This window comes from Paenibacillus sp. J22R56 (genome assembly GCF_056269375.1).
Window position 1 is genome coordinate 577,927 of the sequence record NZ_JBWDNV010000001.1, and the last position, 16,354, is coordinate 594,280.

Sequence of the window (16,354 nt, forward strand, 5' to 3'; positions counted from 1 at the left end):
AAATTTCCTCATTTCGTAAATTTATCTATGATCCACAATATTTCTGATGATGTTGTATAGATTAAAACAGTTATATAAACAGAATATAAATAGCTCGTGCAGAGCCAGGCGACCGCAAAAAACTGATGGGCAGACGACAAAAAAAACATATACACAAAAAAAGCCGCAGTTTATGCGACTTCCTTTGTATATATGTTCTTGTCGTTTTCCAGTATTAATTCACAATTCTTTTCGCGTAAACCAGTGAAGATGCAAACCATGTGCCTTCCATTGGCTCGTAGGTTACCTTTGCTCGTCCACCGCCGCACTGAAGGACATAATGCTTGCCATTTACGACGCCAGCATAAATTCCGACGTGACCACCGCCTCCACTTGTCGAGCGGTTTAATGTTCCGTCACCGGGATCAGCCGAGTTTTTAAAGAACAGCAGATCTCCAACCTTTAAATTTTTATATTTATTTTTGGAATCTAGGATGACTTGCTTGCCGATGCTGCTGCTGTAACGTTGTGTGCGCGAAGCGCTGGAGAACTTGATTCCGAGCGTGCTGCTGTATACCCAGGAAGTAAAGTTTGAGCAGTCAAAACCGTAGCCGGCCTTTTGTACGCCGCTGCGCCATTTGACACCAAGCTGAGTTTTGCCTTTTGTAATCAATTTACTGAGCTGCGTGCTCTGGACAGTAGATGCTGCTTCGACTTTAGGAGTAGTTACTCCAAATGCAGGTGCTTGTACAACTCCGGATAATGCAATGACGCCGGCAAGAGTGATAATCCCTTTTTTAAAAATTGTTTTTTTAGTCATGTATGTATTCCTCCCAGTATGTGTTTGTGCGAGTATAAGCTGCCAGATCAAGTTTTGTTTGGCACTTTTATACTAAAGACTTTCTACTGGGCAAGTCAGCCAATAAAAGTTACCAATTCGATTGCAAACCTGAAAAATAAATATTCTTTTATTAATCCTTTTTTCTCCTAAAAAGAAAAAAAATCAAATAAATAAGCATATTAATGAATAAAAAAGATTAATTTAAAAGTAATATATTTTATTTTTGAATGTAATCCTATAATTAATTTAGGAAAGGGGATATAAGGTTTACTATTTATCGAATTATGGCGTTACTCTAATGCGACTTTACATAAGGGGATTAGCTCGTTAAAGTTTTTTAATATGGGGTTTCGTTCCAAAATGAACCGGTTATTTATTTTTGTGGCTCACGGTTATGTATATGGCTTTGTAAGATGTTCTTGGCTTGAGCAAACGACAATAACATCTATACAAAAAATAAAAAGCCGCAGTTTATGCGACTTCCGTTGTATAGATGTTCTTCTGGTCCTGCGACAAGTTTGTTCGCTCTATAATACTACGATGCTTCTCCACGATGGCACGCGTGCAAAGCAATTCCGAATCATTACTTGAAATGCCTTTCAATTCAGCTAAATTTGCGGCTGGCCAAATTCCGACTCCTGCTTATGCACTGACGCAGCAGCTTGATCGAACGCTGCGAATCCTCCTTCATGCTTCTTACTGCATGAGTGTCCTCGCGATGCCATAATTCAAGGGTCAACCATCCCTCGTAACTTATTTCATTGAGCGCAGCGACAATCTCAGGAATAGAAAGCTCTCCTTCGAGCAAATCTTCGGTAGGAACCGAACCAAAGGCGTTTCTTATATGCAAGGAACCTATTCTGTCATGATAGTTGCGAATCCATTCAACGGGATTAATGCCCGAAGCATGCGCCCAAGCCGTGTCCACGCATAAGAGAACATCATCAGATGCATATTCGATAACCGATCGAAGGTCGCCCATGCATAACGGATAGGTTTCCGCATGGTTGTGGAATGAAGTCCTCAGCCCATAATTTCTTGCAAGCTCAGCTATAAAGCTCAAATTTTCGCCTTGACGTTTCAACTCATCCTCTGTTTTTAGCTCCGGATTTGCCCAGCTTCCTTTCGGATCGGCATTGACAATTAGATCACGAGCTCCCGCGGCCGACAGCAGCTTTGCGGCTGACCGAACCGATTCTAGCCTGAGTTCCTCCATGGGCTTATGCAGTTCAACACCAACATACCCTGAGGATACTCGGAGCGAGGTTCCTTTTATAGCTTCCAAAATCTCTCTTGTAGGCACTCCCTCAACAGCATTGAAACCGGATTCCTCACATTCGCGAAAGACTTGCTCCAATCTCCACACTTTACCTTCTGTTTTGTACTTTTCGCTCCAGCCAAAAAGATTAGTAGAAATTCCAAAGATATTCATTTAAATACTCTCCTTATCGTTTAATGATGGCATTTCCTCCGTTTAAAGCTGCTTCGTATAAACTGTTCATCACCTTGTATACAAACAACGCTTCAGACTGCAATAGAGCTGGCGATTCCTGTCCTAATACTGCCTTCGTGAAGAAAATAATCGGCTTATGCATCGGATCAATCGGAGTGCTCTCTTCTACAGTGATGATTGTTTCCACAGGCTGACCATCCCGATCGACCGTCAAGCGAATTTCATTGCCTCCCCAATAAGGAGAAAAGCTGATCGCCCCTTTTGTGCCCTCTAGCTGTAAAAGCTTCATCTCTTCCCCATGGGTGCAGGATGAACGCTCATAGTTGATCCAATAAGACTCTCCGTATGGACAGGCTGCTTTTATGCTGGCACCTACATGGAACTCCACGTCCATCAAGACCTTCGGGTCGGCCTGAGTTCGAGGCGCAGCTGCCCATGCTCCCTTAACCTCAATGGTCTTCCACTGCAGAAGTTCATTTAACAAAGCAAAATCATATGGTCCCCAATCAAACAGTGTTCCTCCTCCAGCCCTGCTGCGGTCCAAAAACCACCTGCTTTGCGCCTGGTATTCAATTCCGGAACGCCCCCTTCTTACTTTCTGAATAAAGCTGACCTGGTACAACTCCCCAATTTTCCCGTCCTGCAAAAGCCCTCTTACTTTCTTAATGATTTCACTGCCCAAAAAGCGCATGCTGCAGCATGCTAGAAGAACGCCTGCCTGCTCTGCAGCTGCTGTCATTTCCTCCGCTTCCTCTACATTCATCGCAAGCGGCTTCTCGCACAGTACATGTCTTCCCGATGCCAATGCCTGCAGGACAAGATTCTTGTGCGTAAACGGAGGAGTTGCAATAATAACGATGTCATCCGGCAGTGAAGGCTCGGCAAGCATAACTTCCGGATCCGTATACGGCTCCGCCTCTGGATACTCTTGAATAAAAGCTTTCAGAGCCTCAGGATTAACGTCCGCTATTCTCAAAGCTATAGAATTCATACTGCCTTTCATGCTATAAATGGCCTGAACATGTGTCCTCGCAATTACACCTGATCCGATAATATAAAAACGCAATATAATGACCTCCTGTACCTGTTCTCAAAATACAGTATAGTCACGAGGAAGCGGGCGGTCTTGCCAAACCCTGCTCGAAACTCCTCATTTTGTCCAGCCTGGCAAAATTCAAATATGCTATAGTGAAGTGAATTATCGATGCTGCCTTAAAAAGGGGAACTTATTATGTTTTTCGAATCCATCAGGCTTGAGCAGCCCTTTTCCTTCAGTTCATTTACCGGGGCTTGGACACAACATGAGCTTCATATTCATGATTGTCTGGAGATAGGCGTCATTACGAGAAATCGCGTGAAGTACCGGATTGGTTCCAGAGAATATGAAGGAAAAGAAGGGGATGTATTTCTGCTGCGCCCTTTCGAGCCGCATTGGTGCTTCAGTTATGAAGGAGAAAGTTATGATTGTCAGATGCTTCTATTCCATAGTTCTGCCGTAAGGAACGTGCCCGATGGAGATTTGCTGATTGTTCCTTTTTATTCCTGGGTGGATACGATGTCTCCTTGCATCGATGCCAGTACAGAAGCTGCTTTAGCCATTCGCGGTTGCATCGCCGAAGCTCTAACGGCCTCCGATCAGCAGCTGCCGGGATGGAGAGCCAAGCAATATGCCTCTTTTATTCAAATTCTGATCACGGTTTGCGATATATACAACTTGCGTGTTCCCGAATATTCTGACCATCGCCGTGCCTCGGATATGGCGTCTGCGCTAAAGGGCGTACAAGTCTTTTTAGCTCAATATCAAGAACCTATTACGACTGAGCAAGCGCTGGAAGCATCGGGCTTAAAGAGATCCTCTTTCCATACTTTGTTCCGGCAGCTTACCGGCTTAACTCCCCATGTATTTCTCAGCCGAATTCGAGTCCATGCAGCCATGGATCTTCTCGTTAACAGTAATCTGAGTATCCTTGAAATTAGTGAGGAAAGCGGTTTTCCTTCCCTCAGCACATTTAATAAGCAATTCAAAAGATTTCTAAACTGCTCGCCTAGTATATACCGTCAAAAAACCACCCATCGTCACCAATAAAAAAATAAGCCAGGCATCTATGCCTGGCTGCATCATATAAACATCTTAGATAAGATGCTTCTCTTCTTTTCTTCTTATAAAACCGAACAAGCCCCGCTTCCGCTTCTCCTGCTTCTCCTCCAGAATCCGCTTCACACCATGCATCAGCAGTTTAGATCTAAGCTCGTCCTCATGGCTGATCTTTCTCATCTCCGCAAAAAACTGTCTGTCCATCTGCTACCATCTCCGTCAAATGCATCATGTTGTACACTAGAGTCCTATTGTACTTCCGCACCAATAGATTTGTCAAAATTTGTCGTAAACCAAGAAAAAAGTCCCGTATTCCACCCTTTTCTCAAGGCAAATACGGGACTTTATATTCATTTATTTACACATATTGATAAAATTAGAAGCCTACTGCCACTTGCTCAGCTTTTGCTACGCCTTCAGCAATAATCGCTTCTGCTTTGTCGCTGAATTGGTTATGCCCTTCAACGATAACCGTTTCTAAGTTCGTTACGCCGAAGAAGCCCATGATGTTCTTAACATAGTTAAGGGACATTTCTGCTGCAGCAAATGGACCTTCAGAATATACACCGCCGCGAGCGTTCAGCAAAGCAACTTTTTTGTCGCCTTGAAGACCAACTGGACCTTCTGCTGTATATTTGAATGTTTTGCCTGCACGGTTCAAGTAGTCAATGTAAGTGTGCAGTACAGCTGGAACAGTGAAGTTCCAAAGCGGGAAGCCAAACACTACTTTATCAGCAGCAATAAATTGATCCAGGTATTTGTCTGCAATGCTTACAGCTGTTTGCTCTTCAGCAGTCAGCTCCATGCCTTGAGCTGCTTTGAAGCCACCGTTGATCAGGTTAGCATTCAGGTAAGGAAGCTCTTGTTTGAACAGGTCCAGCTCAATAATAGTGTCTTGCGGGTGAGTTGCTTTATAGCTAGCCAAGAAAGCGTCATACAGCTTAACGCTGACAGCTTGATCTCCACGGTCATTTGCTTTTACGAACAGTACAGTACTCATCTTTTTAATTCCCTCCATAAAATAATTTGCAGTAACTTTTTGTAACTACCTTTATTTTATAGAGATTTAACCCTGCCAACATCGGCAATTAGGCGGAAAATAGTTCTGAGCTGGTCTTACGACTTTTGGCGTAGACCCTTTATGCCATTTGCCCCTTATCTTGAAACAATGGTGCTGCAAACAGCGCTGCCTGCGTACGATCTGTTAATTCCAGCTTGCTTAATATGCTGCTTACATGCGTCTTAACCGTCTTTTCGGCGACAATAAGCGTCTGCGCAATATCCTTATTGCTTTGCCCTTTCGTAAGCAGCTCCAGCACCTCAAGCTCCCTTGGCGTCAGTGCATCAAGCGATTTGTCTTTCATCGGCTGTCTGACCGGCTCCGTTCTTGCCTCCGGCTCCGGACGGCTAAGCAGAGCACGTGATATATCCGGATGCAGCTGGATATTCCCTTTGTAGGCGCTTCGTATCGCCTCGGCAAGCTGATCTGGCTCCACATCCTTTAACATATAGCCGATCGCACCGGTTTGAAGGGCAGGAACGATATGGCTTTGATCAGAAAAACTAGTCAACACCAGCACTTTGATATGCGGATGCTGCTCCTTAATTAAGGCGCTTGCCTCAATCCCGTCCATAATCGGCATATTCAGATCCATTAGGACGATATCCGGCTGAAGCTCTGCCGCCTTTTCCACGGCTTCCTGCCCGTTATGTGCTTCCCCGACCAATTCGAAATCTGGCTGCATCGAAAGAAAGAATGAGATTCCTTTTAAAACGATTTGATGATCATCTGCAAGCAAAATTTTGATTTTCATAATAAGTAATCACCGCTGCTTCCCTTCTCTTCTGCGCAATGCGCCTGCACCGATTCAAGCGGAATAATCGCTCTAACAATGGTTGCTTTCCCTCTGCCGCTTGTAATCGTTAAGGAGCCGCCAAGCGTTTCTGCCCGCTCCCGCATAGAACGCATCCCCATCGTTTGACGTCCTTTTTTCCGATCTACTTGAAAACCAGCTCCTTCATCCTTAACCTCCAGCACCGCTGCCCCATCCTGCTGCTTATTGAGCCGTATATAAGCAGTCTCTGTCCCGGAATGCTTCCGAACATTATTTAAGGCTTCCTGACCGATCCGCCAGAACGCTTCTTCAATTGCACGAGGGAGCTCCTTCACCCCGTCCGTCCGGTCATAAACCGTTAAGTTAAGCCCTTGCCCATATTGCTTGAGCGCTGGCACAAGTCCATTCTCGAGGCCTGCCGGATGAAGCTGCCAAATGAGAGTGCGCATCTCCTTCAGCGCCTCCTGCGAGAGCTGCTGAATTTCAAGAAGAGACTTCTGCACAACGGGATCCTTCCCAGCAAGGATGGTCTCCGCTCCTTTCGCAAGGAAAGATAAAGAGAATACCTTCTGTACAACAGAATCATGAAGATCACGCGCCATCCTGTTCCGTTCCTCCATGCGGGCAAGCTCGCTCCGATGCTCATACACCCGCAAATTCTCTACACCTAATGTAAAATGGTCACCAAGTGAATACATAAAGTCTTCATTAAGCCCATCAAATTGCCGCTGATCCGGACTGCTGATGAACATCACGCCAATCGTACGGCTGCGGACACGCAGCGGAATAGCTGCTGCCGAACGATAAGGCGGAATACCAACACTGTTTAACAAACCGCCTTCGATACAAGACGATTCAGTAACCAAACGATTGTCCCGCAGAGCCAAGCTGACAAGACCAGCAGACTCAGTGGCGAGTGACTGCCATTCCTTTGTCACTTTTCCATTAGAATATAAAGCCCTAAGTGATAACTGCTGCCCGTCAAACATAAATAAGGAGACATTCGGCCAGCCGAAGGCGTCTCCAATATATTGTACCGCCTTGATCGGCAGCTGATTAATATCCTGAACACCGTTAATCTGCTGAATCACATCTCCAAGCTTTGCATATAGCATCGCATTCTGTTCTTGCGCCTGATACAGACGAATCCGATTTATCGCTGTTCCAATCTGAAGGGCGATAGCCTGCAGCAGAGCAAGCTCTTCCTCGCTGAATTGTTCCTTGCCAGCCTGCGCAACATTCAGCAGTCCGAACCGGTCTTTGCCTGCCTTAAGTGGTACAGTCGCATGATGGGTAATACCTTCCGTACTGCCCAATTGATGAGTAACTGAATAGTTAATTCTTTTGCATTCAATAATATTAACAGCATGGGTAAGCTTAAGTTGGCGATAACGCTCCACACACCAGCAGTCTTCCCCGCACATAAGCGCATAATTGCCGACCGTTAAAGCGGGAGGCAGGTTATGATGGGCCGCGCAAGTATTTCCAGGCACATCATCATCAATTAAGAAAATCCAGCCTGTCGTAAAATCAGTCACTTCAAGCAGCTTCGCTAACACATCATTCAACATTTGATCCATATCATTGGTCATGTTGAGCATTTCTGCGATTTCCTTAAGCGCAGCGAGCTCGCTCTCCCGAATTTCCCTTGGCATCCGGCATCCCTCCTCTTCTACGACCATTATACACTTACTTTTCCCCATGCCTCCAGCAAAGCATGCCGGAACAGCTCATCCAGCTGTTCATCCGCTAGACCTTCAGCTGAATGTAATGCTTTGGCTGCCTGCTCGTAATAAGTGATTTGGGCTTCCAAATAATCATTAAGCTGCTCGATACGTGGCTCCATGCTGAGCTCTTCTCCGGCACGTTTTCGCACAAGCAGGTTTTGAATGATGCGATACAGCTCGCTTTCAGCGGGCACCAGCTCAGCAACAAGCTGATCGAACAGGATAGGCGGCATTGCGTTATATTTCTCAATCCAGCCGCAGGCAAGCAGTGGACGAAGGACGTAGAAATATTTTTTCACCCGTACCGTATCGCCCTGCAAATATTCCCGGTAATTGCCCTTTGCCATATGAAGATAATGAAACATACAGGACTTTGGTGAAAAGGTAGCTTGGGAAAAGGTACGTATACGTTCAGCTGTTGAGTAAGGCTCACGATACCGGATCGTCGATTGCAGCCATTCCAGGAGAGGTGGATTCGACTTGCTGAACAAGCCCAGCGCCTTACGTAAATCCCAGCCATTAATATCAAGCATCTCACTGATCGGACGTTCGATCACATCCCGGCGCTCCCGGATCGATAAATACCATTCCACTGGGCGTACGTAGAGGAAACGAACGTCATAATCACTGTCTTTCGAAGGAAAGCCCCAAGCCCTGGAACCGGACTCGCAGGCATACAGGATACGGACATTCTCCTCCTCCTCGATGCGAGCAAGCTCGGCTTCGATCTTCAACCGATAGTATTCATTCATGCCGCACTCCCCCTAATTTGTACGTTTGCCGCCCAGCAGCTGATTTAACTGCTCAACTAAATTGCCTCCACCCGTTAATGATACACTTCCGACGTTATCGCATATTTTCTCCAAGAACTCGAGCTCCTTCAAGCGGTACAGCGTTGCGTTCTCATCCATCAGCTTTGCCGTGTTCAGCAGGCTTCTCGTAGATGCGGTTTCCTCTCGGCGGGTAATGAGATTAGCCTGCGCTTTTTTCTCCGCTAGAAGTACCGTATTCATAATGTCCTTCACTTCGCCCGGCAGAATGATGTCCTTCACCCCTGCACTTAGGAACGCAACACCATACTCCCCGCTCCTTACTGCCAGCCGCTCCAGCACAAAAGCACCAATCTCCTGCTTCGTACGAAGCAGCTCGTCAAGCTTCATTGTCCCTACATATTCCCGCAGTATTAATTGAAGCTGGATATACAGCTGTTCTTCGAATCCTTTAATCTCCATCGCCTTAAGCGGATCTTTCATGACATACTGGCTGACAAAGTTTAACCGCAGTGTCACTTTATCCTCTGTCATCATTTCTTGACCGGTTAGATCAAGCTGCTGACGGCGCATATCAACTGTTCGGACGGATACGGTAACTGGCGTGTGCCAGAACCGGTATTTGCCGGGACCAAGCTCGCGCTGCAGCACATTATCATAGAACAAGAAGCCTCTCTCATGTCCTGCGACCTCATGGGTGCTGTAAAGTCCGTTCAGCTTCATCAGATCAGCCGCTTTAAGCGTTGCTGGCAGTTCAATCTCCAGCGTGTTCAACCGAGTGAACGTATGCGTAATTGCGGATTGCCAAAAGGCATGTTTCCCTGCCTTTAGGACGCCCTTGCATCTATTATCTTCATAGTGAAGCACGTATTCATCATCAGCGACATCTACAACAAGAAGCTCTTCCATCAAATTACTGTCATGCAGGAACAACGCCAGCTCCTTGCCCGGTACCACAAATGGCTTCGTCACATCCATCACATAGACCGTCATTTTCGCGAAAAAGGGAAAGCGATGCTTGCCCGGACCAAGCAGACGAGTATAGCTGCCATCCTTGAATAACAATCCTCGCTGGTCATTTTGAATTGTAATCTTGTTTATATATGTAGTCATAGGTAGATAACCTCCTAAAATGAATTACCACACAATTAGCTTGATTTTGTGCTTATGGTGAAAATGCTCCCTAACCAGAAGCGGAGTCCAGCTTAAGAACGGATATTGTTCTGCTCTCCGGCGTACGCATCCAGCAGCGAAACAAGCATTCTTGCCTAGCTTGCTCTCACTCACTTTGTGCAGCAGCCATTGATGCAGTGCATCTCCAGATCGGTATCCGCGAACTGCATAGCTTCCGTGTTTGGTGCAGCTATAAGAGCCTGCTGAGCATTTTCGCCAACTGCATTATTACATGTTTGAATTCACTCGAGTGAAAGTCGAGTATTGGCTCAACCAAGATCGTCTTAACAGGACGATGGAGGAATCGAACCTCCGCTTTGTCGTAAAGTACGTTCCGACTCCGACAGCACACCACGTACAGAGACTGTACCGGCGCTGCGGGATTGATCATCCATCGAAATCCCAGCCCGGTTCGGCCCGGTCGTTGCTTTACAAAACCTATTATCATTCAGATCACACTTCCGGAACATGGTAAAAGTATGGCGATTAAAACTTTTCACAGCGTTTTTCTGTGAAAAGTTACTTCGAAAGCATAAACTTAAAATTTTCCATAGGAAAATTCACTTCGGAAGCATACGCTGAAACTTTTCACAGCGTTTTTCTGTGAAAAGTTTCTTCGAAAGCACAGGCTGAAACTTTTCACAGCGTTTTTCTGTGAAAAGTTTCTTCGAAAGCATAAACCTAAACTTTTCACAGCGTCACCCATCCCTGATGCTACATTGGATTTCGTCCACCTTGCTGGTTAGACTGACGTCACTTGCTCTGCTACGTTGGATTCCATACAGTGAAATACGCTCTTTGATCCGAGTAATTCATGAAGAAGCTTGATTAGGTTGGATGAAATCCAGCATAGAGGATCTCAAATAACAAATGGATTCAAAGCTAATGGATAAAATCCAACGTACCTTGTACTGCCAGAGAGATAGAAACTGTTTTTACCGTTACTTCCTTAAAAAACTTTCATCAGAAGCATTCACTCAAACTTTTCTATCCTCTTCCTCCATCGCTTGTTACAATAAAAGAATCAATCCTCTTCCTTTCGAAAGGGGCCTTAGGAAACGTGGCAAAAGAAAGCTTTGATAAAGAAATTCAATTCCTCCGCATGCTTGTACTGACAAGCGGCGCCTATAATCGGCAGCAGTTTGCTGACCGGCTTGGCATCTCTGTACATACCTTCGATAAGACGATCCGGCGGCTGAAAGATATTGCCGGGTCGGTCCAGCAGCAAGCTGCAGAGGAACCGAACAAAGCAATGTCGGATATGCTCCGGACGAGCTATTACGAATCAGCAGATCCGCTGCTGCTTTTCCTGTTCCGCTCCAAGTCACTTAAGGAATCCGAGAGCTATCGGTTATCCCTCATCATCGCTGTTTTACAGGAGCAGTCGCTCACATCCCTAGAGATATTAGACCTTTGCAGCGAAGGGATACCCGAGGAGCTGTCCCTGCCAGATGAGAAAACAATCCGTTCCGATCTAAAATATTTGGAGCAGGCTGGCGTCATAAGGCGACTATCAGGTGGAAGACCGCAGAAGTATACCGCGCATAATGATTTTGTCAGCGAACTGACGGATGAGGAATTATCGGACTTGTATGCTTTTGTAGACGTAATGGCGAATACGCAAGTCCCTTCCGTTCAAGGATACCTGCTCCGTGACAGCCTGAAGAAGGCGATGAGACGGCGGCAGCTGCCAGATGGAGCAAGCGATCTTTTCTTATATAAATACCATTATCATTCGCGTATTCTGGACGAAGCGCATCTCTATACGATCATGCAGGCGATTGAAGCAAGACGGAAGCTGAGCTTCCATTACTTCACACCAAAATCGAATCAAAGCTATCATTCGAAAAATACAAATCCACTGTTCGCCCGGCAATCCGAAGGCAGGCTGATCGAGATGCTGCCGCTGAAAGTTGCCTATGACCATCAATATGGACGTTGGTATTTGCTTGGCTATAGCTCAGGCAGATCTGGTGTTGCCATCTTCCGGATGGAGGGCCTTACACAGCTTGAGGAAAGTGTTCTAGTTAACGAAGAGGAGTATCAGACGAAGCTAGCCTCGCTTGAGCGGAATACGCAATTTAGCTGGCTGGTCGATATGGGCAGGCCCGTAGAAGTGAAAGTGAGGTTTTTTAATCCATTCGGCTCAAAACGCAACTTCATCAAAGAACGGGTGCTTCTGCAAGGACAATGGGGAGTAATAACAGAACAGGATGAGGAGTCTTTCCTCTTCGAGATAACGGTTAATGGCACACAGGAGATTAAGCCTTGGCTGCGCAGCTTTGGATCAAGCTGTGAGGTGTTAGAGCCTTCGGCATTACGCCGAGAGCTGATTAAAGAATGGAAGGAGCTGGCGGCTTATTATGAACCTGTTCGAAAAAATATTCAATTACAAGATGATGGCACAGCTTGATGAGCATGGTGCCATTGCCGTTACTACACAAGAACGACGCTGGCTCCTGATAATGCTGGAGCATCCGGAAGCTGCTTCAGCACTTGAAGTCGATACGCTGGCAAGACTTCGGCAAATTCTTGGTATGGATGACAAGCTGCAGGACCCTGAACGTATACGCGGCATTATTGTAGAAAAAGCTGGCAGCGTTTCTTCCTCCATCTATCATCCGCTAATGCGGACACTTCGGCGGATGATCGTGAACAAATCCGGCATGCAGCTCCTCTATTCCCGCAAGGACGGGACAATCTTGCCCCGTCAAACCGGCGTTCCGTATAAGCTGGAATATTCCATGGTGAAACGGGAGTGGTATCTTCTATGGTACAACAGGCGAACGCGCTCATTGATGTCGACCAAATTGAGGAGCATTCAACAGGTGGAGGAGATACCTGTAAGTGCGGAGTTTTTTGATCAGGCGGCCGCAACGCTTGCTAGACAACTCGACAAGCGTATGCAGCACGCAGCAATTGAGATCATTCCGGCATATAACAAAGAGCTTTCACGTATTCTTTATGCCTTCTCCTGCTTTGACAAGCAAGTTCATTATGAAGAGCAGGCGGACACTTATACGATTAAATTGACCTTTCTTGGCGATGAAACGGAATATATTCTGTCAAAGCTTCGTTTTCTCGGCCTTCGTGTCCGTGTGACTGACCATCCTTTTATGAAGTTTCGAATGCGCGAAGCCGCACAGAAATCTTTAGCCCGTTACGGATTAACCCTCGAACCGGCTGAGGACAATAACGGCGTTATGTCCGCCGAAGCCGAATGAATTGGATACCCCAATACGCAGCGGAGCAGATTGTAGATGCGAAGAGACATTGGTAATTCCGCATTCTGGATCCAACTGCTCCAAGTTTATCGTAGGCGGCACGATACCTTCGCGAAGACTTTGTATTAGAGCAATCGCTTCAATGCCGCCCGCTGCACCAAGCATATGGCCTAACATGGACTTGTTCGCCGTCACCGCGATCCGGCTGGCCTCCTCGCCAAACATTCGGCTGATGGCCTGCCCTTCCGAGCGGTCGCCAAGTCCTGTACTTGTTGCATGCGCGCTGATTATATCCACATCAGATGGGCTGATTCCTGCATCAGCAATAGCCGTCCGCATTGCCGTAAACGCCCCTGCCCCTTCAGGATGTGTGGCCACGACATGATAAGCATCGGAGCTCGCTCCATAACCCAAGACTTCTCCATAAATCTCAGCATTCCGTTTCTGAGCATGAGCGAGAGATTCAAGAACAACGATACCTGCTCCTTCTGACATCACAAATCCATCCCGATCTGTATCAAAAGGCCGGCTAGCTGCCTTAGGATCATCATTTCGTGAAGATAAAGCTTGGGCATTGCCAAAGCTTGCAAGAGACAGTTCATTTACCGCAGCCTCAGCCCCTCCTGCAATAACGATATCAGCGATACCAAGCCGAATGAGCCTCATCGCTTCACCAATCGCCGTATTCCCGATTGAGCAGGCGGTAACCGGCGCTAGTGTTGGACCTGTTAACTGGTATCGAATGCTGATGGATGCCGCCGCCATGTTCGCAATCATCATCGGTACGAGCATTGGACTAACACGCTCCGGTCCGCGATCACGTAATATGCGGTCCTGTTCCACCAATGTACTTAACCCGCCGATTCCTGACCCAACATATACGCCAATCCGGTCCCGATCCATTTCATCGAGCTTCAGCCCTGCATTACTGATTGCTTGATCAGCTGCCGCAACGGCAAATTGAACGAAACGATCCATCTTTCTTGCTTCTTTTCTCCCAAACAATCCTTCCGGGTCAAAGCCGCTTATTACCCCTGCCATTTTGGTTTTTAACCTTGCTGTATCAAAAGCCTCTATACGAGAAATACCCGATTCGCCCTGCTTCATCCGGGTCCACATTTCATCAACCGAATTTCCAAGCGGTGAGATAACTCCCATTCCGGTAACAACGACTCGTTCCATATTCATCAACACTCCTTCATTAGATATTGCTTCCTCAGCACTTGAAAATTAGTACCTGATATTAACTCATGTTGCCACAGTCGTTATCCTATTACAAGTTGTTGTTTATCCTAGTATAATGAGTACTATGAACAATCCTAATGGAGGTATCAAGCGATATGAATCATAGAACAAGGCTAGCCGCTCTCTCCAGCTTTCTTAAAGCACAACGCGCCAAACTATCTCCCGAAGATGCTGGTCTGCCACCAGGTATCCGAAGAAGAACACCTGGCCTAAGACGGGAAGAGGTTGCTGTGCTGGCCGGCGTAAGTACGACCTGGTATACATGGCTGGAGCAAGGCCGGGATATTCAAGTATCGCCCAATGTGCTGGATGCCGTCGCTTCCGCGCTGCGCCTCACTCATGATGAACGCAACTACTTGTATGGCCTTGCCATGGAGTCTGGAACTGGAACATTATCCACAAGCGTAGTCCCTTCTTACTCCTCCGATGCTGTCAGTCCGCCGTTACGAAAAATTTTACAGGAACTAAGGCAATGTCCTTCTATCATCTCGGACCGCCGCTGCCAGATTGTTGGCTGGAATGAAGCTGCTGCACATGTCTTTGTTGATTTTGCCCAGATTCCCGAGCAGGAACGAAATATGATCAGACTTCTTTTTACACGGCAAGAGCTGAAGCGTCTCGCTGTTAACTGGAAGCAGTTCGCCAGCGGCTTTTTATCGATCTTCCGTGCTTATTACGGGCAATATGTAGAGGATAATTGGTATGATCAGTTTTTGAAGGAAATGATGGAGCTGCACCCGGATTTCCAAGAGCTGTGGGAGCATAGCGAGGTTCGTACGGCGCCCGAGGTGGTGCTTGAATTCCGGCATGCGAAGGCAGGGAAAATGCTCTTCCATCTCACCTCCTTGCAATTACAAGGCGGGTCGGATCTGCGCTGCAGCATTTATACTCCAGCACCAGACAGCGATACGGAAGAAAAATTAAGCAAGCTGATGCGAGGAAAGCCGTCTTAGCCCTCGATCAGAGGCCAAGACGGCTTTCTTTTTCAAAATATAAGAAAGTATAAGTTTTCTCTATACTGTGCTTATATTTCACCCGCAAAACGTATGCTGCTCCTTACTAAGACCGGTGCAGCCGTTTATGCTTGCACTAACTTATTAAATGTCTGCAACCATACGATTGGTCAGAGCACCAAGCTTCTCGATTTCAATGGTCACAACATCTCCAGCTTTGAGATATACCTGCTTCTCAGGCGGATAACCCATCATAACACCTTCCGGAGTACCGGTAAGAATAATGTCTCCCGGCTGTAGGGTCATACATTGCGAGATATAGCTCACAATCTCCTGGCAGTTAAAGATCATATCGGATGTATTCGAGTCTTGGCGAACTTCGCCATTAACCGTACAACTGATCCGGAGTGTATTCGGATCTCCTACCTCATCCTTGGAGACAAGGTATGGCCCGATCGGCGCGAATTTATCGCAGGATTTACCGGCCAGCCACTGGCTTGTCCGCGTCTGCAAATCACGAGCTGACAGATCATTAGATGCACAATAACCAAATACATAATCAAGTGCTTCATCCATAGATACATTTTTCGCCGTACGTCCGATCACAATGGCGAGCTCCGCCTCATAATCAACCTTCTGCGTGGCCTGCGGCAGAGGCACAGCATCCCCATGAGCCGCCAGCGCGTTATTAAATTTGCTGAACAAAATCGGATATTCCGGCAGCGGCATGTTGGTCTCCTCCGCATGTTTGCGGTAATTGAGGCCGATACAAATGATTTTCCCTGGCTCCGGCACACAAGGACCATAATCGATTTCCGATTCGTTTATGTAAAAGACTTGTTCACCCTCCATGCCCGCAATACATTGTTGGAGCTTCTCCCATTCCGTCTCTCCGCCATGCAATAATCCACTTATTGTGTTTGCTGCTCCTGGAACGCTGCTTGCATCGATGATCCCTTTATTCGTCCAAATTCCCATGCGGTAAGAAGCAAAAGCTTCCTTTTCTCTGAAAGTGACTAATCTCATGAACAAATCCTCCCCATATGAGATACAAAAATA

The 16,354-nt window shown here is 46.6% G+C and carries 15 protein-coding genes; 4 read left to right on the forward strand and 11 right to left on the reverse strand.

Going from position 1 to position 16,354, the window contains the following annotated elements; translation table 11 throughout:
- Nucleotides 1–214: 214 nt before the first annotated feature.
- The 3 genes from AC0YNT_RS02520 to AC0YNT_RS02530 all read right to left on the reverse strand — a co-directional run bounded on the left by AC0YNT_RS02520 (nt 215) and on the right by AC0YNT_RS02530 (nt 3,339).
- Nucleotides 215–799, reverse strand: coding sequence for a C40 family peptidase (locus AC0YNT_RS02520; protein ID WP_475803177.1), 585 nt, complete (start codon nt 797–799; stop codon nt 215–217).
- A gap of 625 nt (nt 800–1,424) precedes the next feature.
- Complete coding sequence (locus AC0YNT_RS02525; RefSeq protein WP_475803178.1) at nt 1,425–2,252, reverse strand: sugar phosphate isomerase/epimerase family protein; 828 nt, start codon at nt 2,250–2,252, stop codon at nt 1,425–1,427.
- Nucleotides 2,253–2,265: 13 nt separating this feature from the next.
- Complete coding sequence (locus AC0YNT_RS02530) at nt 2,266–3,339, reverse strand: Gfo/Idh/MocA family protein (RefSeq protein WP_475803179.1); 1,074 nt, start codon at nt 3,337–3,339, stop codon at nt 2,266–2,268.
- Nucleotides 3,340–3,504: 165 nt separating this feature from the next.
- Between AC0YNT_RS02530 and AC0YNT_RS02535 the strand changes: the two genes are divergently transcribed.
- Nucleotides 3,505–4,359 (forward strand): AraC family transcriptional regulator, encoded by an 855-nt coding sequence (locus AC0YNT_RS02535; protein WP_475803180.1) that lies wholly within the window; start codon nt 3,505–3,507, stop codon nt 4,357–4,359.
- 45 nt (nt 4,360–4,404) lie between these two features.
- Here AC0YNT_RS02535 and AC0YNT_RS02540 read toward each other — a convergent pair whose 3' ends face one another.
- The 6 genes from AC0YNT_RS02540 to AC0YNT_RS02565 form a co-directional block, all read right to left on the reverse strand.
- Nucleotides 4,405–4,572, reverse strand: a complete 168-nt coding sequence (locus AC0YNT_RS02540; RefSeq protein ID WP_475803181.1) for a hypothetical protein — start codon at nt 4,570–4,572, stop codon at nt 4,405–4,407.
- A gap of 172 nt (nt 4,573–4,744) precedes the next feature.
- Entirely contained in the window at nt 4,745–5,368 is a 624-nt protein-coding gene (locus AC0YNT_RS02545; RefSeq protein ID WP_475803182.1) for an FMN-dependent NADH-azoreductase, read from the reverse strand.
- Between the two features lie 139 nt (nt 5,369–5,507).
- Nucleotides 5,508–6,182, reverse strand: coding sequence for a response regulator (locus AC0YNT_RS02550; RefSeq protein ID WP_475803183.1), 675 nt, complete (start codon nt 6,180–6,182; stop codon nt 5,508–5,510).
- Nucleotides 6,179–7,858 (reverse strand): GAF domain-containing sensor histidine kinase, encoded by a 1,680-nt coding sequence (locus AC0YNT_RS02555; RefSeq protein ID WP_475803184.1) that lies wholly within the window; start codon nt 7,856–7,858, stop codon nt 6,179–6,181. Before AC0YNT_RS02555 ends, AC0YNT_RS02550 begins: the two co-directional genes overlap by 4 nt.
- Nucleotides 7,859–7,884: 26 nt before the next feature.
- Nucleotides 7,885–8,682: a nucleotidyltransferase domain-containing protein gene (locus tag AC0YNT_RS02560; RefSeq protein ID WP_475803185.1), complete on the reverse strand. Its 798-nt coding sequence runs from the start codon at nt 8,680–8,682 to the stop codon at nt 7,885–7,887.
- A gap of 12 nt (nt 8,683–8,694) precedes the next feature.
- Nucleotides 8,695–9,813 (reverse strand): slipin family protein, encoded by a 1,119-nt coding sequence (locus tag AC0YNT_RS02565; RefSeq protein WP_475803186.1) that lies wholly within the window; start codon nt 9,811–9,813, stop codon nt 8,695–8,697.
- Nucleotides 9,814–10,933: 1,120 nt separating this feature from the next.
- Here AC0YNT_RS02565 and AC0YNT_RS02570 point away from each other — a divergent pair.
- Nucleotides 10,934–12,286: a helix-turn-helix transcriptional regulator gene (locus AC0YNT_RS02570; RefSeq protein WP_475803187.1), complete on the forward strand. Its 1,353-nt coding sequence runs from the start codon at nt 10,934–10,936 to the stop codon at nt 12,284–12,286.
- On the forward strand, nt 12,237–13,097 hold the full coding sequence (locus tag AC0YNT_RS02575) for a WYL domain-containing protein (RefSeq protein WP_475803188.1): 861 nt from the start codon (nt 12,237–12,239) through the stop codon (nt 13,095–13,097). The genes AC0YNT_RS02570 and AC0YNT_RS02575 overlap by 50 nt, the downstream gene beginning before the upstream one ends.
- Here the strand turns inward: AC0YNT_RS02575 and fabF are convergent.
- Nucleotides 13,041–14,279, reverse strand: a complete 1,239-nt coding sequence (gene fabF / locus AC0YNT_RS02580; RefSeq protein WP_475803189.1) for a beta-ketoacyl-ACP synthase II — start codon at nt 14,277–14,279, stop codon at nt 13,041–13,043. The two genes, AC0YNT_RS02575 and fabF, sit on opposite strands and share 57 nt — an antisense overlap.
- Before the next feature lie 158 nt (nt 14,280–14,437).
- Between fabF and AC0YNT_RS02585 the strand changes: the two genes are divergently transcribed.
- Nucleotides 14,438–15,295, forward strand: coding sequence for a helix-turn-helix transcriptional regulator (locus AC0YNT_RS02585; protein ID WP_475803190.1), 858 nt, complete (start codon nt 14,438–14,440; stop codon nt 15,293–15,295).
- A 144-nt stretch (nt 15,296–15,439) separates the two neighbouring features.
- On the opposite strand, the gene AC0YNT_RS02590 is transcribed toward AC0YNT_RS02585, so the two are convergent.
- On the reverse strand, nt 15,440–16,321 hold the full coding sequence (locus AC0YNT_RS02590; RefSeq protein WP_475803191.1) for a fumarylacetoacetate hydrolase family protein: 882 nt from the start codon (nt 16,319–16,321) through the stop codon (nt 15,440–15,442).
- Nucleotides 16,322–16,354 lie beyond the last annotated feature (33 nt).